This is a genomic window from Achromobacter sp. 413638, from assembly GCF_043119405.1.
Classification (GTDB): Bacteria; Pseudomonadota; Gammaproteobacteria; order Burkholderiales; family Burkholderiaceae_B; genus Achromobacter.
Window position 1 is genome coordinate 123829 of the sequence record NZ_JBICCO010000004.1, and the last position, 21911, is coordinate 145739.

A 21911-nucleotide genomic window follows, 5' to 3' on the forward strand; every position below is an offset into this window, starting at 1 on the left:
CGCGGTGCGCGCCGGCTGTCCCGCATCGTAGCGCCTGGCGACTGGCGGCGCAGCGGCTCAGGCGGCGCCGCCGCCTCGGCGCGCGCGCATGGCCCGGCCGATATCGGCCAGCACATCATCGGCGATGAGCCGCGCCGCCAGCGGCAGCAGCTCGTCTTCCTCGCGGCGGATATGGCCGGCATAGGCCTCGGCGAATTCCCGCGCCTGCGCGGGCGTCAGGCTGGCGGGCATGCCCGCCGCGATCTCGGCCAGCGCGCCGCGCAGCGGCTCCCACAGCGCGGCCAGCCGGCGGTGGTCGGCCTTCAGTCCCTGCACCAACGCGTGCAGGCAGACCGCGTCGGAACCGGCCATGGCCTCGATCAGCGCCGGGAACAGGTCTTCTTCCTCGTCCTCGTGGTGATGGACTGCGGCCGTCTCGAAATAGCGCAGCAGGCTGGCCGCCGCGCTCTGCGCACTGGCGTCGCTGCCATGCTCGGGCAGATGCCCGGCCAGCCGGCTGAGCGTGGCGCACTGACGGGCGATGCGGCCATGACAGGCCGACAGCAGGGCCAGGGGCTGGTCGGGTCCGGGCGCGGGCGCCGGCCCGCCGGGAAAACTCACGGCCATGGCGATCTCACAATCATGCGGGCCTCCTTTGCTCAGCCCGTGGTTTCACGCCACCACAGGCGGATCGAATCCCAGGCGCGGCCGGCAAATCCGGCCTGTTCGACGGGTTCCAGCGCCAGCACCGGAAACTGCCGCGCCGGCTTGCCATCCACCATGACGCGCAACTCGCCGACTTCGGCCTGCGCCGCGATCGGCGCGACCAGCGGCTCGCGCGGCGCCCACACCGGTTCGACCTTGGCGCCGGCCGGCACGGTCACATACAGATCGCGCGCGAAGCCGGCCTTCAGGCTGTCGGCCTGGCCTTTCCAGACTTCGGGCATGGCCACGGGCTGGCCCTTGGCGTAGAGCTTGACGGTATTGAACCCCTGGAAGCCCCATTCCAGCAACTCGCGGCTTTCCTTGGTGCGCTGTTTTTCCGATTCCACGCCCACCACCACCGTGATCAGGCGACGCTGGTCGGCGCCATTGGGTCGGCGCGCGGTGGCCACCAGGCAGTAGCCGGCGGCATCGGTATGGCCGGTCTTCAGGCCGTCCACGCTCGGATCCAGCCACAGCAGGCGATTGCGGTTGGACTGGGTGATGTTGTTGTAGGTGAACTGCTTGGCCGAATCGTAGGTCCGGTACAGCTCGGGGTAATCGCGGATGAAGCGCGTGGCCAGCACCGACAGATCGCTGACGGTGGAGTACGTGGCCGGATCGGACAGGCCGTGCGGACTGGCGAAATGCGTGCCGTGCAGCCCCAGCGCCACGGCGGTCTGATTCATGCGCTCGACGAAGGCCTCCACGCTGCCGGACACGGCTTCGGCCAGCGCCACGGCGGCGTCATTGCCCGACTGCACCATCAGCCCGCGCAACAGATTGTCCACCGTGACCAGCGAGCCGGGCTCCAGGAACATCTTCGAGCTGCCCGCCGGCACCTTCCAGGCCCGCGTGGACACGCGCACCTTCTGCTCCGGTTTCAGCGTACCGTCCTGCAGCGCGCCGAACACGATATAGGCCGTCATGATCTTGGTCAGCGAAGCCGGCTCGATGCGCGCGGTGGCGGCGTGCGAGGCGATCACCTGGCCGCTGGTTTCGTCCAGCAGCAGCCACGCCTTGGCCGACAGCTCCGGCGCCGGCAACGCCTGCGCCCATGCGCCGGACGCGAAGGCCGAGGCGGCCAGCATGGCGACCGCAAACTTTTGCACGACCCGGCCGCCTCGCTGGAAAAGGCTTGAAAGACGCCCCCGCCGGGCCCGCGGGTTCACGTCCCGATCATGCCGCGGGGGAACATACTTATTCATCGACAACATAGACTGCTCTGCTTCCTTGCATGCTTGCGTGAGTGCCGGCGCAACGCGCGGCGCAGGCATTTGAACATGCTCGCGGCGCTTGGTTCAGCGCGCCGCATCCCGTCATTCACGCTGCTTGCGACGCCGGGAAAATGTCACGACATCTTGCAAGACCCCTTGTTTTAAGAGGTTTGCTGCGTGGAAAACAACAAAGATTGATCGAAACCCCTTCGGAAAGCCGCATAAACAGCGACTCTTCCGCTATCATCGGGCGCGTGGCGTTCGTTGCCGATACCCGGCTCGCGCTGCTCTAGTCCTCAACATACGGATTTTGACCATGGCCACGAAAGCTAAAGCTCCTGCCAAGAAAGTCACCAAGCCCGCCGCCAAGGCGCCCGCGAAGAAGGCTACCGCCGCCAAGCCCGCTGTGAAGCCCGCAGCGAAGAAGGTCGTCGCCGCCAAGAAGGTCGCTGCCGCCCCCAAGGCCATCAAGGCCGCCCTGAACAAGACCCAGCTCATCGCCTATCTGGTCGAGCAATCGGGCGTTGAAGCCAAGTCGGTCAAGGCCGTCCTGGCCAGCCTGGAAACCTCGGTGCTGGGCTCGGTGGACAAGAAGGGCGCCGGCGAATTCACGCTGCCCGGCCTGTTCAAGGTCTCCGTGCAGAAGGTTCCCGCCAAGGCCAAGCGCTTCGGCAAGGATCCGTTCACCGGTGAAGAGCGCTGGTTCCCCGCCAAGCCGGCTTCGGTGAAGGTGAAGGTTCGCCCGCTCAAGAAGCTGAAGGACGCCGCGCAGTAATTTCCGCGCAGTATCCGGTCAAGCCGGGAAAGGCCCGCCTCGCAAGAGGCGGGCCTTTCTCTTTTGCGCGACGGCCTTTGCATGAAGCCCGCCGGCTTGTTAGAATTTATCTTCATATAAAGATACTTTACTTGAAGACAAATCGGGCGCATCATTCATCGCCCGCCGAACCACGGCCCAGCCCGGCGCGAACCGGCGCGCCGACCGGCCGTAAGGAGCCTCGCCAACCATGCCGCAAACCGATTTCGTCGATCTCGTGCTGTCCCAATGGACCGCCGAATGCCCCGGCCAGGACTTCTCGTCCATGGCGGTGATCACCCGTCTGTTCCGGCTCAATGCCTTCGCCACGCGCAACGTCAACTGCGGCTTCCGCCAGCATCAGCTGAACCAGGGCGAGTTCGACGTGCTGGCCACGCTGTATCGCTGCGGCCCGCCCTATGCGATGAATCCGCAGAAGCTGGTGGCGGCCCTGTTGCTGACCTCGGGCGCCATGACCAACCGGCTCGACCGTCTGGAACAGGCCGGCCTGCTGGCCCGCAACCCCAACCCCGAAGACCGGCGCGGCACCATCGTGTCGCTCACGGCCGACGGCCTGCGCACGATCCGCGCCGTGCTCAAGGACTACCTGAAGAACCTCGAACAGCTGCTCGAGCCGCTGGGCGCGGCGGAACGCCGCCAGCTCGCCGGCCTGCTGAAGAAACTGCTGATCAACCACGACCTGGAAGCGCCCGGCGGCGTGGACGCCTGAGCGCCGCCGCCCGCGACCGATCCGATTTTTCCCCTGCCGCACTCCGCCATGATCTCCCCTGCTTCGCACACGCCGCCGCTGACCGCGCCGATGATCCTGCTGATGTCCCTGGCCACCGGCCTGGCCGTCGCCAGCAACTACTACGCCCAGCCGCTGCTGCACACCATCGGCGAGCAGTTCTCGCTGTCCAACGCCGCCGCTGGCGGCATCGTCACGACCGCCCAGCTGAGCTATGCCGCCGGGCTGATGCTGCTGGTGCCCCTGGGCGATATGTACGAACGGCGCGGCCTGATCGTGCTGATGACGCTGCTGTCCTCGGCCAGCCTGCTGGTTTCCGCCTTCGCGCCCAACATCACGGTGCTGATGCTGGGCACGGCGCTGACCGGCATGCTGTCGGTGGTCGCCCAGATCCTGGTGCCCTTCGCCGCCACGCTGGCCTTGCCTCATGAGCGCGGCAAGGCGGTGGGCGCGGTCATGAGCGGCCTGCTGCTGGGCATCCTGCTGGCGCGGACCTTCGCCGGCGTGCTGGCCGACCTGGGCAGCTGGCGCACCGTCTATTGGGTGGCGTCCCTGCTGATGCTGGCCATGTCCGCCGTGCTGTGGCGCGTGCTGCCGCGCCACCAGAGCCAGGCGGGACTGAGCTATCCGCGCCTGCTGGGCTCGATCCTGCGCATGTTCGTCGATGAGCCGCTGTTCCGGGCCCGCTCGATCCTGGGCGCCTTGCTGTTCGCCGCATTCAGCATGCTGTGGACGCCGCTGACCTTCCTGCTGTCCAGCCCGCCCTATTCCTACAACACCACCACGATCGGCCTGTTCGGCCTGGCCGGCGCGGCCGGCGCCTTCGCCGCCAACCGCTTCGGCCGGCTGGCGGACCGCGGACTGGCCAACCTCGCGACCCGCGTCGGGCTGCTCCTCCTGCTGGGTTCCTGGGGCCTGATGGCCTTCGGCCAGGCATCGGTGCTGGCGCTGCTGGCCGGCATCCTGTTGCAGGACCTGGCCATCCAGGGCGTGCATGTCACCAATACCAGCTGCATCTATCCGCTGCGGCCGGAAGCCCGCAGCCGCCTGACGGCCGGCTACATGACCAGCTATTTCATTGGCGGCGCGTCCGGCTCGCTGGTATCGTCCTGGCTCTATTCGCATTTCGGCTGGACCGGCGTGGTGGCCGCCGGGGCGGCGCTGGGCGTGATCACGCTGGCCTACGGGACCCTGTCCCCCAGCGCGCGCGTGCCGGAAACCGCCCTGTCCCCTATCCGCGCCTAGCACCTCCTATAATCAGGGGTTTTGACTGCCACCGAACCGGGCCGCGCCAGCGCCGCCAGGTCGGGGCGGCCTTCCCTTTTTCGCCAACGCGCACGAGCTCATGCAGGAACGTTACCTTCCCACTACCGTCGAAGCGGCCGCCCAGCAAGACTGGCAGGCCCGCGACGCCTATCTGGTCCACGAACACGCGAAGAACGCCGACGGCTCCGAAAAGCCCAAGTTCTACGCCTGCTCCATGCTGCCCTACCCCAGCGGCAAGCTGCACATGGGTCACGTGCGCAACTACACCATCAACGACATGATGGCGCGCCAGCTGCGCATGCGCGGCTACAACGTGCTGATGCCCATGGGCTGGGACGCCTTCGGCATGCCGGCCGAGAACGCCGCCATCAAGTCCAAGGTGCCGCCGGCCAAGTGGACCTACGACAACATCGCCTATATGAAGAAGCAGATGAAGGCGATGGGTCTGGCGATCGACTGGTCGCGCGAGATGTGCGCCTGCGATCCGCAGTACTACAAATGGAACCAGTGGCTGTTCCTGAAGATGCTCGAAAAGGGCGTGGCCTACCGCAAGACCCAGATCGTCAACTGGGACCCGGTGGACCAGACCGTGCTGGCCAACGAACAGGTCATCGACGGCCGCGGCTGGCGTTCCGGCGCGCCCGTTGAAAAGCGCGAGATCCCGGGCTACTACCTGCGCATCACCGACTACGCCGACGAACTGCTGGGCGCGGTGCAGAACGACCTGCCCGGCTGGCCCGAGCGCGTGCGCCTGATGCAGGAAAACTGGATCGGCAAGTCCGAGGGCCTGCGCTTCGCCTTCCCGCACAAGATCGCGGGCGCCGACGGCCAGCTGATCCAGGACGGCAAACTGTACGTCTTCACCACCCGCGCCGACACCATCATGGGCGTCACCTTCTGCGCGGTCGCCCCCGAGCACCCGCTGGCCACGCACGCCGCTGCTTCCAATCCGCGGCTGGCCGCCTTCATCGAGCAATGCAAGCTCGGCGGCACGACCGAGGCCGAAATGGCCACGCGCGAAAAGGAAGGCATGCCCACCGGCCTGTACGTCACGCACCCGGTCACGGGCGCCGAGGTCGAGGTCTGGGTCGGCAACTACGTGCTCATGACCTACGGCGACGGCGCCGTGATGGGCGTGCCGGCGCACGACGAGCGCGACTTCGCCTTCGCCCGCAAGTACCAGCTGCCGATCCGCCAGGTCGTGGCCGTGGCCGGCAAGGAATACTCCGACCAGGCCTGGCAGGAATGGTACGGCGACAAGCAGTCCGGCCTGACGATCAATTCCGGTAAGTACGACGGCCTGTCGCACAAGGAAGCCGTGGACGCCATCGCCGCCGACCTGGGCGCGCAAGGCCTGGGCGAGAAGCAGACCACCTGGCGCCTGCGCGACTGGGGCATCTCGCGCCAGCGCTACTGGGGCACCCCGATCCCCATCATCCACTGCCCGGATTGCGGCCCGGTGCCGGTCCCCGAGAAGGACCTGCCGGTGGTGCTGCCCGACGACCTGATCCCCGACGGCAGCGGCAACCCGCTGGCCAAGAACGAAGCCTTCCTGTCCTGCGCCTGCCCCAGCTGCGGCAAGCCGGCGCGCCGTGAAACCGACACCATGGACACCTTCGTGGACTCGTCCTGGTACTTCATGCGCTACACCTCGCCGGGCAACGACCAGGCCATGGTGGACGGACGCAACGACTACTGGATGCCGATGGACCAGTACATCGGCGGGATCGAGCACGCGGTGCTGCACCTGCTGTACGCCCGGTTCTGGACCAAGGTCATGCGCGACATGGGCATGCTCAACTTCGACGAGCCCTTCACCAAGCTGCTGTGCCAGGGCATGGTGCTGAACCACATCTACTCGCGCAAGAACGCCCAGGGCGGCATCGAGTACTTCTGGCCCGAGGAAGTCGAGAACGTCTACGACGCGCGCGGCGCCATCACCGGCGCCAAGCTCAAGTCCGACGGCTCCGACATCACCTACGGCGGCGTGGGCACCATGTCCAAGTCGAAGAACAACGGCGTCGACCCGCAATCGCTGATCGATACGCTGGGCGCCGACACCGCGCGCCTGTTCGTCATGTTCGCCAGCCCGCCCGAGCAGACGCTGGAATGGTCGGATTCGGGCGTGGAAGGCTCGAACCGCTTCCTGCGCCGCCTGTGGTCCATCAGCTACGCGCAGCGCGAAGCCGTGGCGCGCGGCCTGGCCCAGGGCGCCGACTGGGCCGGCGCGCCGGCCCCGGTCAAGGACCTGCGTCGCGAGGTCTACGGCCTGCTCAAGCAAGCCGACTACGACTATCAGCGCATTCAGTACAACACCGTGGTGTCGGCCTGCATGAAGATGCTGAACGCCATCGACGACGCCAAGCTGCCGGACGGCCCGCACGCCGACGCCGCCCGCGCCGAGACGCTGGGCGTCCTGCTGCGCGTGCTGTACCCGGTGGTGCCGCACGTCACCTGGCATCTGTGGCAGGACCTGGGCTACGCCAAGGAGCTGGGCGACCTGCTCGACGCCCCCTGGCCGCACGTGGACGAAGCCGCGCTGATCGCCGACGAGATCGAGCTGATGCTGCAGGTCAACGGCAAGCTGCGCGGCTCGATCCGCGTCACCGCGCAGGCGGCCCGCGAGGACATCGAGAAGCTCGCGGCCGAACAGGAAGAGGTCGCCCGCTACCTGGAGGGCCGCCCGCCCAAGCGCGTCATCGTGGTTCCGGGCAAACTGGTCAACGTCGTAGGCTGATGAGGTCAAGCATGCACTTCGCCGGGCAACACACGCACTCCCCCCGCCAATCCTGGCTGCTGCGCGGCGCCTGCCTGGCGCTGTTCATGCTGCTGTCCGCCTGCGGCTTCGCGCTGCGCGGCGTCACGCCGATGCCGTTCGACACGCTGTATGTGGGTATTCCCGACACCACGCAGTTCGGCGCCGACGTGCGCCGTTCGCTGCGCGCGGCTTCGCCCAATACGAAGATCGTCAACAGTCCGAAGGAAGCGCAGGCCATCCTGCAGCAGGTCAACGACGCACGCAGCTTGCGCGAAGTCTCGCTCAACGCTCAGGGCCGCGTCGAATCGTATGAACTCGGCATCAACTTCACCTTCCGCCTGATCGATGCCAAGGGCAACGCGCTGATCCCGGACACCACGCTGTCGATCTACCGCGAAATGCCGTATGACGACCAGATCGTGCAGGCCAAGCAAGGCCAGATCGAAACGCTGTACAAGGCCATGCAACGCGACCTGGTGTCGCGCCTGCTGCGCCGCATGACCGCGCCCGACGTGCGCAAGGCGTTCGAGAATCCTGGCAAGAACGAGGATGGCGTGGACGCGCCGGTGTACGACCCGAACGCGGCCCAGCCGGTCAACACTCCCGCCCCCTGGCAGACGCCGTCCACCACCGACGCGCCGCTGTCGCGCTAGGCGTCCATGGCACAACCCCTGGACGCGGATCGCCTGGCGGAACACCTGCAGCGGGCCGGCAACCGGCTCGCGCCGATGTATACGGTGTCCGGCGACGAACCGCTGCTCGTCACCGAGGCCGTGGACGCGCTGCGCGCCTCGGCGCGCGGCGCCGGCTACACCGAGCGGCTGTCCATGGTGATGGACGCCCGCAGCGACTGGAGTTCGGTGCTGGCGGCCACGCAAAGCGTGTCGCTGTTCGGCGACCGCCGCATCCTCGAAATCAAGATCCCCACGGGCAAGCCCGGCAAGGCGGGCGCCGACACGCTGGCCCGCCTGGCCGAGCAGGCCGAGGGCCAGTCCGATGCCGACACGCTGGTGCTGATTTCCCTGCCACGGCTGGACAAGGCCACGCGCGAAAGCCGCTGGGTCCAGGCGCTGGCCCGGGGCGGAATGATGGTGGACATCGCCAGCATCGAGCGCGGGCGGCTGCCCGCCTGGGTGGGCATGCGGCTGGCGCGCCAGAACCAGCGCGCCGACAACGCCACCCTGCAATGGATGGCCGACAAGGTCGAAGGCAACCTGCTGGCCGCCCACCAGGAAATCCAGAAGCTGGGCCTGCTCTATCCCGAAGGCCAGCTGGCCGCCGAGGACGTGGAGCGCGCCGTGCTGAACGTGGCCCGCTACGATGTCTTCGGCCTGCGCGACGCCATGCTGGCCGGCGATATTGCCCGCACCATCCGCATGATCGACGGCCTGCGCGCCGAGGGCGAAGCGCTGCCCCTGGTGCTGTGGGCGGTCGGCGAGGAAATCCGCCTGCTCGCGCGCATCGCCGAGGCCCGCGCGCTGGGCCAGGACGCCAACGGCCTGATGCGCCGGCTGCGCATCTTCGGCGCCCACGAACGCCTGGCGCTGCAGGCGCTGTCGCGCGTGCAGCCCGCGGTCTGGCCGGCCGCCGTGCAGCATGCGCATGAAGTCGACCGGCTCATCAAGGGCCTGTCCGTGCCCGGACGCCTGTCCGATCCCTGGGAAGAAATGACGCGGCTGGCGCTGCGCGTGGCCGCCGCCGGCGCCCGACCGTGAAGGCGGCACGGCCGCCTGTCCCTTCCCTGCCCCCGATTTCGCCCGGCCCCTGCCGGCTACACTAACGCCATCCCCCGGCCGCGCCCGCGCCGCCCTATTTCATGATCGACGCCGCCATGTCCTCGTCCACCATCGAACACGCCATGCTCACCCTGGGCGAAAATGCCCGCCGCGCCTCGCGCGCCATGATGCGCGCCAACGGCGCCGCCAAGAACCGGGCGCTGCACGCCATGGCCGACGCACTGGCCGCCAGCCGCGACGAACTCAAGGCCGCCAATGAAAAAGACCTGGCCGCGGCCCGGGCCAATGGCCTGGAACCGGCGCTGCTGGACCGCCTGGCCTTGTCCGACAAGACGCTGGGACTGATGGCCGAGGGCCTGCGCCAGATCGCCGCCCTGCCCGACCCCGTCGGTAGCGTCACCGCCACTTCGCTGCGCCCCAATGGCATGCGCGTCGCGCAGATGCGCGTGCCGCTGGGCGTGATCGGCATCATCTACGAATCGCGCCCCAACGTGACCATCGACGCGGCCGCGCTGTGCCTGAAGTCCGGCAACGCCGCCATCCTGCGCGGCGGCAGCGAGGCGCTGCACTCGAACATCGCGCTGGGCCGCGTGGTCCAGGCCGGCCTGGCGGCCGCCGGACTGCCGCAGGACGCGGTGCAGGTGGTGGCCACGGCCGATCGGGCCGCGGTCGGCAAGCTGATCACCATGACCGAGCACATCGACGTCATCGTGCCGCGCGGCGGCAAGGGCCTGATCGCGCGCCTGGCCCAGGAAGCGCGCGTGCCGCTGATCAAGCACCTGGACGGCAACTGCCACGTCTACATCGACGCGGCCGCCGATCCCGACAAGGCCCACGCCATCGCCATCAACGCCAAGACCTACCGCTACGGCATCTGCGGCGCCATGGAAACGCTGCTGGTGGACGCGGTCGCGGCCGTGTCGATCCTGCCCAGCCTGGCGGCGGACTTCGCCGAGCGCGGCGTCGAACTGCGCGGCTGCCCGCGCACGCTGGCGCTGCTGCCCCATCTCAAGCCCGCCACGGAAGAAGACTGGGGCACCGAGTACCTGGGCCCGGTCCTGGCGGTGCGCATCGTCGACACGCTGGACGATGCCATCGAACACATCGCCCGCTGGGGTTCCGGCCACACCGACGCCATCGTCACCGAGGACCTGTCCGCGGCCCAGCGCTTCCAGCGCGAGGTCGATTCCAGCTCGGTCTACGTGAACCTGCCCACCTGCTTCGCCGACGGCTTCGAGTACGGGCTGGGCGCCGAGATCGGCATTTCGACCAACCGCCTGCATGCGCGCGGCCCGGTCGGACTGGAAGGCCTGACCACGCTGAAATGGGTGCTCAACGGCGAAGGCCAGTTGCGCGGCTGACGCCGTACTTCACGGCAGACACTCATCGCGGCCTGCGCGCCGCGTAACCCCGGAATTCTCGTCATGCATACCCCCGCGCTGGCCTTGGCCTTCAGCCTGTTCGTGCTGTGCTTCGTCACCTGCTCGATCAGCGGCATCGTGCTGTTCTTCTTCAAGGCCAAACAGATCAACGCCCGGCTCAAGCATCCCTACCTGGAGCACCGGGCCTTCAACCAGTATCCGCTGGCCATCCAGGCGGCGATCATGCTCGATTATTTCTTCCGGCTGATGTTCCCCGGCACGCGTTTCTGGCTCGTCGGCAACGCCAACCGCCTGCTGGCCCATGTGGATCCGAAGCAGGTGCCGCTGTCGCTCAAGTGGCCGGTAGTGGGCTTCTGGGGCGCCTGCTGGCTCGGGCTGATCGCCATGATCGCCCTGTGGACCCTGCTGTTCCTGGGAATGTGACGCCATGCGAATCCTGATCGAAGAGTATCCCGGCAGCGTCGACGCCGCCCGTTTCCTGATCGCCGCCCGCGACGCCGGCGTGCCCGGCCCGCGCCTGCCCGCCGATTGCCGGCCGCAGACGCAGGGCCAGGCCTTCGCCGTGCAACGCAGCACCGCCCGCCTGCTGCGCGAAACGCGGCGCGACGACATCGCCGCCTGGAAGAGCGCGCTACCCACGCCCGAAAAATCCGTGGTGGCTCCCATCTACACATCCACCGTCCATTTCAGCGCCGCCTCGCCAGTACCCGCGCAGGGCGCCGTCGTGCGCGTCGAACCCGAGATCGCCTTCGAACTGGCGCGCGATCTGCCGGCGCGAGCACAGCCCTACAGCGAAGCCGAGATCGATGCCGCCGTCGGCGGCGCCCGGCTGGCGCTGGAAGTGCTGGGGTGCCGCTATGCGCTGCCGGAGCACGCCAGCCTGCCCGAGCTGCTGGCCGACCACATGTTCAACCAGGGCCTGGTGCTGGGACCGCGCATCGCGTCCGCCGACGACGCGCCCGCCAGCATGACCATCACGCTGTCCGTGGACGGCCAGGATGCCGAGCAGCACGCGGGCATCCATCCCAACGGCCGGCCCAAGGCCGGTCTGTACTGGCTGGCGAACTTCCTGCGTGAACAAGGCGCCGGCCTGCGCGCCGGCCAGCATGTCATCACCGGCTCGTATGCCGGCTTCCTGGACGTGCCGGCGGGCCGCGATCTCGAGATCGCCTACGGCGACCTGGGCGTGCTGCGCCTGCGCTTCGAAGCACGCGGCTGAACGGCGCGGCCGGCGCCCGCCTATACTGTGGCGCCGGTCCGCGCGCATGCCGCGCGCGGCGTCACCTGGCGCATACGCGCCCCCGCCACCATGCTGACCCTGCGCCCGCTCACGGCAGAAGACCATTCCCTCCTTGCCGGCTGGTTCTCCAGCCTTGCCGATGTCGTCCAATGGGGCGGCTCGCAGCTCTCCTATCCGCTCACGCCGCTGCACGTGGAAACCATGCTGGCCGAAGGCCGGAGCACGCCGCCCGCGCGCCGCTGCTGGATGGTTTGCCGCAATGGCGCGCCGGTCGGACATGCGCAGCTCGCCTATGAATGGCATGACGGCAACGCGCGCCTGGGCCGCGTCGCCGTCGCGCCCGCCATGCGCGGCCAGGGACTGGCCCGCCCGCTGACGGCGCTGATGATCCAGGAAGCGTTCAGCACGCCGGGCATCGAGCGGCTGGAGCTGAACGTCTACATGTTCAACCAGCCCGCCCTGCGCACCTATGAAGCGCTGGGATTCAAGCTCGAAGGCGTGCGCCGCGCGTCGACGCGGGTCGGCGAGCAGCGATGGGATACCGGCATCATGGGGCTGCTGCGCCACGAGTGGCAGGCCGGCGCCGGCCAGCATGGCGTGCCATCCCTGACGGGTTGAGGCGCGCCGCGCGCGCCCGCCAGCAGTTTGATATCCGACGCAGAATCCCCGCTGGATCAAACCTCGAGGCTGGCTGCGGCATCCGCGTCCGGCTTCGACGCCGACCTCAGGCTTCGGGTTCGGCGATGTCGATCGGCTGGCCCGCCGCCTCGATCACCTCGCCCGCGGCCAGGCACAGGTCCTCGCGGTAACGGCCCGCCATGAGCTGCACGCCCACCGGGATCGTCCCCTTCGCGCCCGGCACGCTGCCCATGGCCACGGACAGGGCCGGCAAGCCCATGAACGGCACGCCGATCTGCGGCATCTGCGCGCGCCAGACGCGCGCATAGGCTTCGTCGCCGGCCAGATCGAGCTGGTCCGGGAAAGGCAGCTCGGCCGACACCGGCAAGAGCAGCACCGGGTACTCGGCGAAGAACAGTTCCCACTGCCGCGTCAGCGTGGCGCGCCGCGTTAGCAGGGCGGAGTACCTGGCCAGGTCCATGCCGGCGGCGCGTTCGCGCTGCCCGGCCAGCGCGACCTGGGCGCCCCGGTCGCCTTCCTTGCGCGCGGCCTCGACCATGGCGTCGTAGCCATCGGCCAGCCACATGCGGATCTGCAGATCGGCGGCTTCCTTCAGCGGCGGGATCGCGTCCAGCGTATCGACGCGCCAGCCGGCCTCGCCCAGGCGCCGGGCCGCGTCCTGCAGCGCCTTGACCACCGCGGGCTCGGTCTCCAGGCCATCGGGATAGAAACACAGCGCCACGCGCTTCGGCACGGCCGGCCCCTCCAGCGGCGCGGGCGCCCACCACGGATCGCGCGGATCGGGCGCGGCCATCGCGGCCAGCCCCAGGCGCAAGTCGGCGATGCTGCGCGCCAAGGGACCGGACACGGCGGTGATCTGCCCGCCCAGCGAGCGCTCGGGCAAGGCCGCGTTAAAGGCCGCCACGCGGCCCAGCGTGGGCCGCAGGCCATGCACGCCGCAAGCATAGGCCGGATAGCGGATCGAGCCGGCGATATCGGTGCCGTGCGCGATATGACCGATGCCGGCCGCCACGGCCGCGGCGGCGCCGCCAGACGAGCCGCCAGGCGTGAGCGCGGCATTGCGCGGATTGCGCGTATCGCCGTGCAGCTGGTTGCTGGTGAACCAGCGCAGCGAAAACGCCGGCGTGTTGGTGCGACCGAGCACCACCGCGCCGGCGCGCAGCAGGTTGTCGACGACCGGGTTGTTGGCCTGGGCGATCACGTCCTTCTGCAGCGTCACGCCATTGGTGGTGGCATAGCCGGCCTGGTCCACATTGACCTTCACCGTGACCGGCACGCCGGCCAGCGGGCCGGGGTCTTCGCCGCGCGCCAGCCGCTGGTCCAGGGCGGCGGCCTGCGACAGCGCATCCTCGGGGCGATGATCGACCACGGCGTTGATGCGGGAATTGACGGCATCGAGCCGCGCCAGCGCGCTTTGCGCGGCCTGCACGGCGGACACTTCACGTTTGCGGATCAGGCTGGCAAGCTCAGCGGCGGACAGACGCCAAAGTTCGGACACGCGCGACTCCTGGTGGATGGGATCATCGGACAAGACGGGAGCGTCAACCTTAGCGCCGCTTGCGCGCGGCCACAAGCGGCGCAGCCAGCAGGCCCGCGCGCGGTCCGGTCCTATTCCTGCTCGAACACCTCGACGATGGCATCGGCCACGGCGCGCACCCGCGCGGTCCGGTTCAGGTCGCCGTGCATCACCAGCCACAGGTCATAGGAACCGGCCCGCTGCGGCCAGATGCGGACCAGTTCCGGATGGCGCGCCGCCATGTGCACGGGCAGCTCGCCGATGCCCAGCCCGGCCCGCACGGCATCGATGATCATCATGGCGGAGTTCAGCTCGATGGCGACGTGGCCGTTGCCGGTGGGCTCGCCGCAGAAGGCATCGGACCAGCCCGGCAACGCCGACTGCTGATAGGTCACCAGCGCGTGCCCGGCGAAGGCCGTGCCCGGCTTGGGTTCGCCGCGCTGGCGCAGATAGGACGGCGCGGCATACAGCCCGGTGTCCTTGCGCGCGAGATGACGATGGATCAGGTCGGGACTGTCGGGCCGGACGTTGCGGATCGCCAGATCGGCTTCGCGCCGCGTCAGGTTGCTCAGCTTGATCGAGGTCGACAGCGATATCGTGATGTCCGGGTGCCGCGCATGCAGGCGCTTGACCGCGTCCATCACGAAGTAGCTGCCGATGGCTTCCGAGGAGGCCACGCGCACGACGCCCGACAGGCGATGATCCAGCCCCTGCATCTGGCGCTGCAGCTGGTCTGCCGCCTGCTCCATGCGTTCAGCGGCCGCGAAAGCCAGCTCCCCGGCGGCGGTCGGCACATAGCCGGCCGGCGTGCGCAGGAACAGGCGCGCGTCCAGCGACCGTTCCAGCGCGGCCAGGCGCCGGCCCGCTGTGGCCTGGTCGATCTGCAGCAGCGCGGCCGCGCCGCGCAGCGTGCCGTTGCGATAGATGGCGAGGAATACCCGCGCGTTGTCCCAATCCATATCGCTCCCCCAAAGGACGCGGTGCATCCGCCATCGATGCAAATTTGCATCATGGAGACGCATTTATACGGCTTTTTTGCATTTCATGCAGCGCCTACATTGGCAGCCCCGGCCTCGAAAAACGCAATGCCCCATGAATACCGCCTGCACTCAACCCCCTGTTCGCGCCACACCCGCCGCGCCCGCGACAACCGCCAGCCTCATGCCGCTGGCCACGCTGGCGATCGGCTTCATCATGGCCATGCTCGACGTCACCGTGGTCAATGTCGCCCTGCCCGGCATCGCCGCGCAATTCGGCGTCCCCCTGACCGACCTGGTGTGGATCGCCGACGCCTACACCCTGGCTTTCGCGGCGCTGCTGCTCGCGGCCGGCGCGCTGGCCGACCGCTACGGGGCCAAGACCATCTACCAGGCGGGACTGGCCGTGTTCACGCTGGCCTCGTTGCTGTGCGGCATGGCGCCCGACGGCCCCGCGTTGATCGCCGCGCGCATGCTGCAGGGCGTGGGCGCGGCGTTGTTCATGCCCAGTTCGCTCAGCCTGCTGACGCACGCCTATACGGAAGAACGCACCCGCAACCGCATGCTGGGCGCCTGGTCCGCCATCGTGGCCGTGGCTGGCGCATCGGGCCCCTTGCTGGGCGGCGTGCTGATCCATCAGTTCGGCTGGCGCGGCATCTTTCTCATCAACCTGCCGTTGGGGCTGGCGGGTCTGTGGCTGGCCAGCCGCCGCATCCAACCGGCGCCGCGCCGCCCGCGCGCGCTCAACGCATCCAGTCACCTGCTCGGCATGGCCGCGCTGGCGACCGCCAGCTACGCGCTGATCGAAGGCAATGCCTATGGCTGGTCCTCGCCCCGCATCGCGACGGCCATCGCGCTGGCGCTGGCGGCGGCGATCCTGCTGGTGCGGCGCGAGCGCCGCCACGCCGATCCCATCCTGCCGCGCGCGCTGTTCGAAACGCCGCGCTTCGCGGCCGCGAACGGCGTGGGATTCCTGGTCAATCTGGGCGGCTACGGCCAGCTGTTCCTGATCAGCCTGTTCCTGCAGCAGGCGCGCGGCGCGGACGCATTGCAGACCGGCATCCAGATGGTGCCCATGCTGGCGATATTCTCGATCGGCAACCTGGCCTCGGGCCGCATCGCGGCGCGCTGGAATGTGTCGGCCGCGCTGCTGGGCGGCCTGTCCATCGCCACGGTACTGAGCGCGGCCAGCATCGTCGCCATGTCGCCCGGCATGCCTTACTGGTGCTTCGCGCTGCTGGCGACCGGCGCCAATCTGGGCCTGGGCCTCGTGGTGCCGGCCATGACCAGCCTGGTTATGCAGGTATCGGGCACCGCCCACGCCAACAGCGGCGCGGCCGCGTTGAACGCCAACCGTCAGTCCGGCACGCTGGTGGGCGTGGCGCTGATGGGCACCATCCTGCACCGGGCGCCCGACTGGAACGACAGCCTGCCCCTGGCCTACGCCGTCATCGCGGCCAGCTATCTGTGCGCCGGCCTGCTGGCCGCGCGCTATCTCCGCCGTGCACGCAATCGTTGACGCGACGCGCGGCCCTCTTCAGCCGCGCAGGATGGCCACGCCGCGGCCCGCGAAATAGCGGTCGAACACGGCGGGCGCCAAGCGCGCGTCCGCCTGTGTGCCAGGCCGGCCGTCGACCACCGGTTCGCCTGATGGATTGTGGAACACGATCTCGTCCGCGCCGGCGCGCGTCACCAGCACCAGGTGCCCGCCTTTCTTCGGCGGCGGCTGGTCGGGCCAGCGGATCGACGGATGCACCGACGCCATGAAGAACTCGGCCTCGTCCAGCACGGCCGGTAGCGCGGCCGTTGCAAGGTCCACGTGCACGCGGGCGCGCAGGCCGTATGCCTCTTCCACATAGCGCACGAAGGGCGCGTAGATCATGCCCTTGATGTCGTCGCCGTCCACCGTATAGGCGCCATAAGGCAGGCTGGCTCGCGCAAGCGCCAGCGTGGGATGGACGCGTCCGGTGCGCGCGGCCAGCACCATCTTCAGGCAGGCCATGCCGCAGACATGGCTGGCCCAGCGCGCGTACTCGTCGACGTCGGCCGCGCCGGAACCGGCCCAGGCCGGATCGTCCTTCAGGTCCAGTTCGCCGCGGATGATGGCCCCGGCCAGGTGGGCCGATTCCCATTGGCAAAAGTAAGGCACGGCGGCGCCCGCGTTCGACGCCGCGCGGGCATGGCGTCCGTCCTGGATGCTGTCCATCTGTTCTCCTGGCATGGGTTGGACCGGACGTATCTTGCCGTCTGCGCCGCGTCATGGCAACGGTCCCCGCTTTGCTTCACAATGCTGGCGTTACACAACCGACCAGGAGTCTTCCCATGCCGCATCCGTCCACGCATCCCGCCATCCGCCGTGTCGCCATCGTCGGCGCGGGCACCATCGGCGCGAGTTGGGCCGCGCTGTTCCTGGCGCATGGCCTGGAAGTGGTGGTCAGCGACCCGGCGCCCGATGCCGAGCCGCTGACCCGCGAACGGGTGCGCGCCGCCTGGCCGGTGCTGGCCGAGCTGGGTCGCGTGGCCGCCGGCGCCAATCCCGACGCGCTGCGCTTCGAGCCCGACCTGGAGGCCGCCCTGAAGGACGCGGACTTCGTGCAGGAAAACGCGCCGGAACGCGAGGACTTCAAGACCGCGCTATTCGCGCGCATGGACGCCGCGCTGCCCGCGCACGCCATCGTCGCGTCCAGCTCGTCCGGCCTGATCATGAGCCGCCTGCAATCCGGCTGTGCGCGGCCCGAGCGCTTCGTGATCGGCCATCCCTTCAATCCCCCGCACCTGATCCCGCTGGTCGAAGTGGTGGGCGGCAAGCAGACCTCCGAGGAAACGATCGAACGCGCCATCGCCTTCTATCGCGAGCTTGGCAAGTACCCGATCCGCCTGAACAAGGAAGTGCCGGGCCATATCGCCAACCGCCTGCAGGCGGCGGTCTGGCGCGAAGCCATCCATCTGGCGGCCGAGAACGTCGCCAGCGTGGCGGATATCGATGCCGCCGTCTCTCAGGGCCCGGGCCTGCGCTGGGCGCTGTTCGGCCCGCACATGACCTTCAACCTGGGCGGCGGCGCGGGCGGACTGAGTCATTTCATGGACCATCTGCTGGGACCGGTGCAGACCTGGTGGGACGACATGGGCGCGCCCGAGGTCACGCCCGAACTGCGCCAGCGGCTGATCGCAGGCGTCAACGCCGAAGCCGGCGGCCGCAGCATCGCCGAGCTGGCGCAGGCGCGCGACGCGGATCTCACGGCCCTGCTGAAGACGCTGCGCCGCTGAGCGACCGGCGACCGGCAAGCCAAGGCCCGCCGCGCGCGTCGCACCGGCGGGCTGGTATCCTGGCATGATCCGCCGCCTTTCCCGACCATCACAGGATTCTGCGCCCATGACGACGCTCCCGATTTCCGTTACGCACGACGCCGGGCATTCACGCTTCATCGCAACCGTCGACGGCGTGCCATGCGTGCTCGACTATCAGTTGCAGGACGGCATCATGTCCATCGTGCACACCGGCGTTCCGTCCGAAGTCGGCGGGCGCGGCATTGCCGCCGAGCTGACCCGCCATGCGCTGGAGACGGCGCGCGCGCAGGGCTGGCGCGTGCGCCCGCTGTGCTCCTACGCGGCGGTGTACATGCGGCGTCACCCTGAATACAACGACCTGCTGGCCTGAGCGCCCTTACTCACGTGACCCGCAAAGCCGACGCCGCCACGCAACCCTGTCCCTGTGAAAGCGGCAAGCGCTACGCCGAATGCTGCGGCCGCTGGCATGCCGGCCCGCAGTTCCTGCAGGCGCCCGACGCCGAGGCCCTGATGCGCTCGCGCTACAGCGCCTTCGTGCTGGATCGACTGGACTATCTGCTCGCGACCTGGCATCCGGATACGCGCCCCACTGCGCTGGAACCCAACCCGGCCGATCTCAAATGGCTGGGACTGTCGATCAAGCGCGCACAGACGCAAGACGCCGATCACGCAACCGTGGAATTCGTCGCGCGCAGCCGCCAGGCAGGCCGCGCGCACCGCATGCATGAGCTCAGCCGCTTCGTGCGTGAGCAGGGTCAGTGGTTCTACGTCGACGGCGACGTGGACTGAATCGGCCGGTCCGGCATCACGCGGATTGGCCGGACACCCGCCGCCGACGCTTGTCGCGGCTCCCCAGCGCATGAGCACGTGGCGAGCGAGCCCCGGTCTTGCTCGGCGTCCCGGCCTGACAACGCGCCGAGGCGTTGGCCGCATCAGACGGCACACGAGCCACCGATGGCCTGTTCCAGGGCGCCGATCAGATCCCGATGCGCCATGGACAAGCCGCGATGCTCGCCTACGATGGCCAATTCGGTCGCCGGTGCGGCCTCGAAACCCTCCTTCCTTCCCAGCACTGCCTGGCCCGGCAGGCGCGCGTAGGCCGGCAGCAGGCTGACGCCCAATCCTGCGGCCACGGCCGCCTGCACCCCGGCCAGGCTATGGCTGTGGTACGCCGCATGCCAGGCGCGCCCGGCGCTTTCCAGCGCGTAGATCATGCGCTTGCGATAGATGCAGCCCTGCGGGAACAGCACCAGCGGCACGGACGCCGCCTCGCGGACGATGCGCGGCTCTCCCACCCATACCAAGGCTTCCGGCCATGCTGCCAGGCAAGGACCATCGCCCGGTTCGCGCTTGACCAGCGCCAGATCCAGCGCGCCCGCCGCCAGGCGCTCGCGTAGCCCCGCGCTCATGCCGCTGACGGTCTCCAGGCGCAGGTCCGGATGACGGGCGCTGAACTTCGCCAGCAGCACGGTCAGGCGCGCAACGTCGAAATCTTCCGGCACACCCAGCCGCAGCACTCGCGCCGAGCGCGGCGCCGACAGTACTTGCTGCGCCTCATCAGCGATCGCCAGCAGGCGGCGCGCATACGCCAGCATCAGCTCGCCGTCTTCGGTCGCGGACACGTTGCTGCCCGTCCGGTCGCGCAGCAACAGGGTCTTGCCGACGGCCTGCTCCAACTTGCGCACCTGCTGGCTGACCGTGGACTGGGTCCGGTGCACGCGGCTGGCCGCGCGCGTGAAGCTGCCTTCGTCGACCACGCACACCAGCGTCCTGAGCAATTCCAGATCGAGCATGGCTTATCGATATCCAATAAATAACTGACTTCAGTTTTTTTATTAATTTTACTACTCACAAGCGCGGCACTACGCTGGCGATGGGCCTCGCGCCTGCCAACAGCTGTATCCGCAAACATGAGGACGCTCCATGCCGCTCACCGCTCTTCCCCGGCCTCAATGGCTGACCTTCGATTGCTATGGCACCCTGATTCAATGGGATGAAGGCCTGCAAGCCGCCATCGCCCGCATCCTGGGCCGGTCCGCGCAGAGCGGCCCGCTGCCGTCGCCGGAGCAGTTCCTGCACGTCTACGATGGTCATGAACATCGGCTCGAACGCACGCCGCCACACCAGCGCTTCGCCGACATCACGCGGGAATCGTTGCACCTGACGATGCGCGAGCTGGGCATGGCGTATCGCCCCGAGGACGCCGATACGCTGATCGGCGGCATCTCGGCCATGCCGCCCTTCCCCGAAGTCGTGGACACGCTGGGCGCGCTGAAGCAGGCCGGCTTCCGTCTGTGCATCATCTCGAATACCGACGACGCCATCATCGCCGGCAATGTCTCGCAGATGGGCGGCCACATCGATCGCGTCATTACGGCCGAGCAGGCCGGCGCCTACAAACCTTCGCGCCAGATCTTCGCCCACGCGCACGCCAGCCTGGGCGTCACGCCCGACCAGGTCGTCCATATCTGCGCCAGCCCTCATCTCGATCACGCCGCTGCGCGCGACATCGGCTTTCGCTGTGTCTGGATCGACCGGGGCACAGGCCGCCAATGCTTGCCTGACTACCGTCCCGACGCTACCGTATCCACCTTGGATCAGGTCATCGGCCTGTTCCGCCAAGCGGGCTGGATCTGACCAGCGCTTTCCTCTTACCTGCAAAGGCTGTCATGAACCACGATTCCAAGTTCACTGAAGCGCTGTTTCATTCAGAGCCCATCCATGCGCTGCGTGCCGATCTGGCGCTGGCCTTGAGAGCGGCCGCGGCGCATGGCCTGGGCGAAGGCGTCTGCAATCATTTCAGTGTGGCCTTGCCAGGCGATTCGGATCTCTTCCTGCTCAATCCACGCGGGCTGATGTGGCACGAAGTCCAAGCCGAGGACATCGTGCTCATCGATGCCCGGGGCAACAAGCTGGCGGGTCGGCATGCCGTGGAACCGACCGCCATGTTCATTCATGCAGCCATCCATCGCATTGCCGGCAAAGCCTGTGTGCTGCATACCCACATGCCCCACGCCACGGCATTGACGCTGACCTCGGACCGGGCGCTGGACACCACTCTGTCGCAGAACGCCATGCGCTTTCACGGCAGGCTCGCGATCGACCGCGACTATAACGGGCTGGCGCTGGATGTCAGCGAAGGCGAACGCATCGCCCACGCCATGCAGGGCGCGGATATCGTGTTCCTGGCCAATCACGGTGTGGTGGTATGCGGCGAGCGGCTGGACTACGCTTACGACGATCTGTTCTATCTGGAGCGCGCCTGCCAGGCGCAGGTGCTCGCGCAATCGACGGGGCGTCCGCTGGCGCCGGTGAATCCGGAGCTGGCCGGCAAAGTGGCGGCGCAGGTGCAATCCGAGCGCTTGCAGTCGGCGCTGTTCTTCGAGGCGTTGCGGCGGCAACTGAGCTAGAAGCGTTCTTGCGGCAGGCGGTGGAACGGATCAGCGCGTTTCTGGCTGCCAGCCCGGGCATGCCGTGCCGTAGTCAGAAGCAGGCCTTGCCCTGCTCAAGGGCAGCAATCCTGCGGAAGTAGCTGGCGCTGAAGCCTCTCTGCAAATCCGTGGCGCTTGTAGCGTCCGCATCCCGGATAGACCGGTGCTGACCTGCCCCCAGACTTAGTACGGCACCGACATAGAGTCCAGAGTTAAAAACCGTTGTTGCCGGTGCGCCA

General features: G+C 68.4%; 23 protein-coding genes. 16 read left to right on the forward strand and 7 right to left on the reverse strand.

Annotation, left to right across the window (positions count from 1 at the left end):
• Positions 1 to 57: 57 nt before the first annotated feature.
• A complete protein-coding gene (locus ACEU5R_RS03290) occupies positions 58 to 606 on the reverse strand; it encodes a hemerythrin domain-containing protein (protein WP_392409071.1) in 549 nt (182 codons plus the stop codon).
• Between the two features lie 32 nt (positions 607 to 638).
• A complete protein-coding gene (locus tag ACEU5R_RS03295; RefSeq protein WP_103273656.1) occupies positions 639 to 1772 on the reverse strand; it encodes a D-alanyl-D-alanine carboxypeptidase family protein in 1134 nt (377 codons plus the stop codon).
• A gap of 442 nt (positions 1773 to 2214) precedes the next feature.
• Here ACEU5R_RS03295 and ACEU5R_RS03300 point away from each other — a divergent pair, with 442 nt between their 5' ends.
• From ACEU5R_RS03300 to ACEU5R_RS03345, 10 genes are all read left to right on the forward strand, one after another.
• On the forward strand, positions 2215 to 2673 hold the full coding sequence (locus ACEU5R_RS03300) for an HU family DNA-binding protein (protein WP_103273655.1): 459 nt from the start codon (positions 2215 to 2217) through the stop codon (positions 2671 to 2673).
• A 229-nt stretch (positions 2674 to 2902) separates the two neighbouring features.
• Complete coding sequence (locus ACEU5R_RS03305; protein ID WP_233772397.1) at positions 2903 to 3421, forward strand: MarR family winged helix-turn-helix transcriptional regulator; 519 nt, start codon at positions 2903 to 2905, stop codon at positions 3419 to 3421.
• A 48-nt stretch (positions 3422 to 3469) separates the two neighbouring features.
• Positions 3470 to 4684, forward strand: a complete 1215-nt coding sequence (locus tag ACEU5R_RS03310; protein ID WP_392409072.1) for an MFS transporter — start codon at positions 3470 to 3472, stop codon at positions 4682 to 4684.
• Positions 4685 to 4784: 100 nt separating this feature from the next.
• Positions 4785 to 7442, forward strand: coding sequence for a leucine--tRNA ligase (leuS, locus tag ACEU5R_RS03315; protein WP_392409073.1), 2658 nt, complete (start codon positions 4785 to 4787; stop codon positions 7440 to 7442).
• Positions 7443 to 7453: 11 nt separating this feature from the next.
• Positions 7454 to 8116 carry an LPS assembly lipoprotein LptE gene (gene lptE, locus ACEU5R_RS03320; RefSeq protein WP_392409074.1) on the forward strand — a complete coding sequence of 221 codons (663 nt, stop codon included), beginning with the start codon at positions 7454 to 7456 and terminating at the stop codon, positions 8114 to 8116.
• Between the two features lie 6 nt (positions 8117 to 8122).
• A complete protein-coding gene (gene holA, locus ACEU5R_RS03325) occupies positions 8123 to 9178 on the forward strand; it encodes a DNA polymerase III subunit delta (protein WP_103273651.1) in 1056 nt (351 codons plus the stop codon).
• Between the two features lie 101 nt (positions 9179 to 9279).
• On the forward strand, positions 9280 to 10560 hold the full coding sequence (locus tag ACEU5R_RS03330) for a glutamate-5-semialdehyde dehydrogenase (protein ID WP_392409075.1): 1281 nt from the start codon (positions 9280 to 9282) through the stop codon (positions 10558 to 10560).
• A 63-nt stretch (positions 10561 to 10623) separates the two neighbouring features.
• A complete protein-coding gene (locus ACEU5R_RS03335; RefSeq protein WP_199770828.1) occupies positions 10624 to 11004 on the forward strand; it encodes a hypothetical protein in 381 nt (126 codons plus the stop codon).
• 4 nt (positions 11005 to 11008) lie between these two features.
• The gene (locus ACEU5R_RS03340) at positions 11009 to 11800 is read left to right on the forward strand and encodes a 2-keto-4-pentenoate hydratase (protein ID WP_103273649.1); all 792 of its coding nucleotides are present in this window, start codon (positions 11009 to 11011) and stop codon (positions 11798 to 11800) included.
• Positions 11801 to 11890: 90 nt separating this feature from the next.
• Positions 11891 to 12439 carry a GNAT family N-acetyltransferase gene (locus ACEU5R_RS03345; protein ID WP_103276397.1) on the forward strand — a complete coding sequence of 183 codons (549 nt, stop codon included), beginning with the start codon at positions 11891 to 11893 and terminating at the stop codon, positions 12437 to 12439.
• Between the two features lie 106 nt (positions 12440 to 12545).
• On the opposite strand, the gene ACEU5R_RS03350 is transcribed toward ACEU5R_RS03345, so the two are convergent.
• Positions 12546 to 13958, reverse strand: a complete 1413-nt coding sequence (locus ACEU5R_RS03350; protein ID WP_103276396.1) for an amidase family protein — start codon at positions 13956 to 13958, stop codon at positions 12546 to 12548.
• 110 nt (positions 13959 to 14068) lie between these two features.
• Positions 14069 to 14935, reverse strand: coding sequence for a LysR family transcriptional regulator (locus tag ACEU5R_RS03355; RefSeq protein ID WP_392409076.1), 867 nt, complete (start codon positions 14933 to 14935; stop codon positions 14069 to 14071).
• A 133-nt stretch (positions 14936 to 15068) separates the two neighbouring features.
• Here ACEU5R_RS03355 and ACEU5R_RS03360 point away from each other — a divergent pair, with 133 nt between their 5' ends.
• A complete protein-coding gene (locus tag ACEU5R_RS03360; RefSeq protein ID WP_392409077.1) occupies positions 15069 to 16472 on the forward strand; it encodes an MFS transporter in 1404 nt (467 codons plus the stop codon).
• Between the two features lie 18 nt (positions 16473 to 16490).
• Here ACEU5R_RS03360 and ACEU5R_RS03365 read toward each other — a convergent pair whose 3' ends face one another.
• On the reverse strand, positions 16491 to 17159 hold the full coding sequence (locus ACEU5R_RS03365) for a hypothetical protein (RefSeq protein WP_392409078.1): 669 nt from the start codon (positions 17157 to 17159) through the stop codon (positions 16491 to 16493).
• A 116-nt stretch (positions 17160 to 17275) separates the two neighbouring features.
• Between ACEU5R_RS03365 and ACEU5R_RS03370 the strand changes: the two genes are divergently transcribed.
• From ACEU5R_RS03370 to ACEU5R_RS03380, 3 genes are all read left to right on the forward strand, one after another.
• Entirely contained in the window at positions 17276 to 18220 is a 945-nt protein-coding gene (locus ACEU5R_RS03370; RefSeq protein ID WP_392409079.1) for a 3-hydroxyacyl-CoA dehydrogenase NAD-binding domain-containing protein, read from the forward strand.
• 106 nt (positions 18221 to 18326) lie between these two features.
• Complete coding sequence (locus tag ACEU5R_RS03375) at positions 18327 to 18611, forward strand: GNAT family N-acetyltransferase (RefSeq protein WP_103273644.1); 285 nt, start codon at positions 18327 to 18329, stop codon at positions 18609 to 18611.
• A 14-nt stretch (positions 18612 to 18625) separates the two neighbouring features.
• A complete protein-coding gene (locus ACEU5R_RS03380; RefSeq protein WP_103273643.1) occupies positions 18626 to 19030 on the forward strand; it encodes a YchJ family protein in 405 nt (134 codons plus the stop codon).
• Between the two features lie 143 nt (positions 19031 to 19173).
• Here ACEU5R_RS03380 and ACEU5R_RS03385 read toward each other — a convergent pair whose 3' ends face one another.
• Entirely contained in the window at positions 19174 to 20034 is an 861-nt protein-coding gene (locus tag ACEU5R_RS03385; protein ID WP_392409080.1) for a LysR substrate-binding domain-containing protein, read from the reverse strand.
• 130 nt (positions 20035 to 20164) lie between these two features.
• Here ACEU5R_RS03385 and ACEU5R_RS03390 point away from each other — a divergent pair, with 130 nt between their 5' ends.
• Both ACEU5R_RS03390 and ACEU5R_RS03395 read left to right on the forward strand, forming a co-directional pair.
• Positions 20165 to 20878 carry a haloacid dehalogenase type II gene (locus tag ACEU5R_RS03390; RefSeq protein WP_392409081.1) on the forward strand — a complete coding sequence of 238 codons (714 nt, stop codon included), beginning with the start codon at positions 20165 to 20167 and terminating at the stop codon, positions 20876 to 20878.
• A 32-nt stretch (positions 20879 to 20910) separates the two neighbouring features.
• Entirely contained in the window at positions 20911 to 21651 is a 741-nt protein-coding gene (locus ACEU5R_RS03395; RefSeq protein WP_392409082.1) for an aldolase, read from the forward strand.
• A gap of 73 nt (positions 21652 to 21724) precedes the next feature.
• Here ACEU5R_RS03395 and ACEU5R_RS03400 read toward each other — a convergent pair.
• Positions 21725 to 21911: hypothetical protein (locus ACEU5R_RS03400; RefSeq protein WP_392409083.1), on the reverse strand; the 187-nt coding region annotated here is incomplete at its 5' end.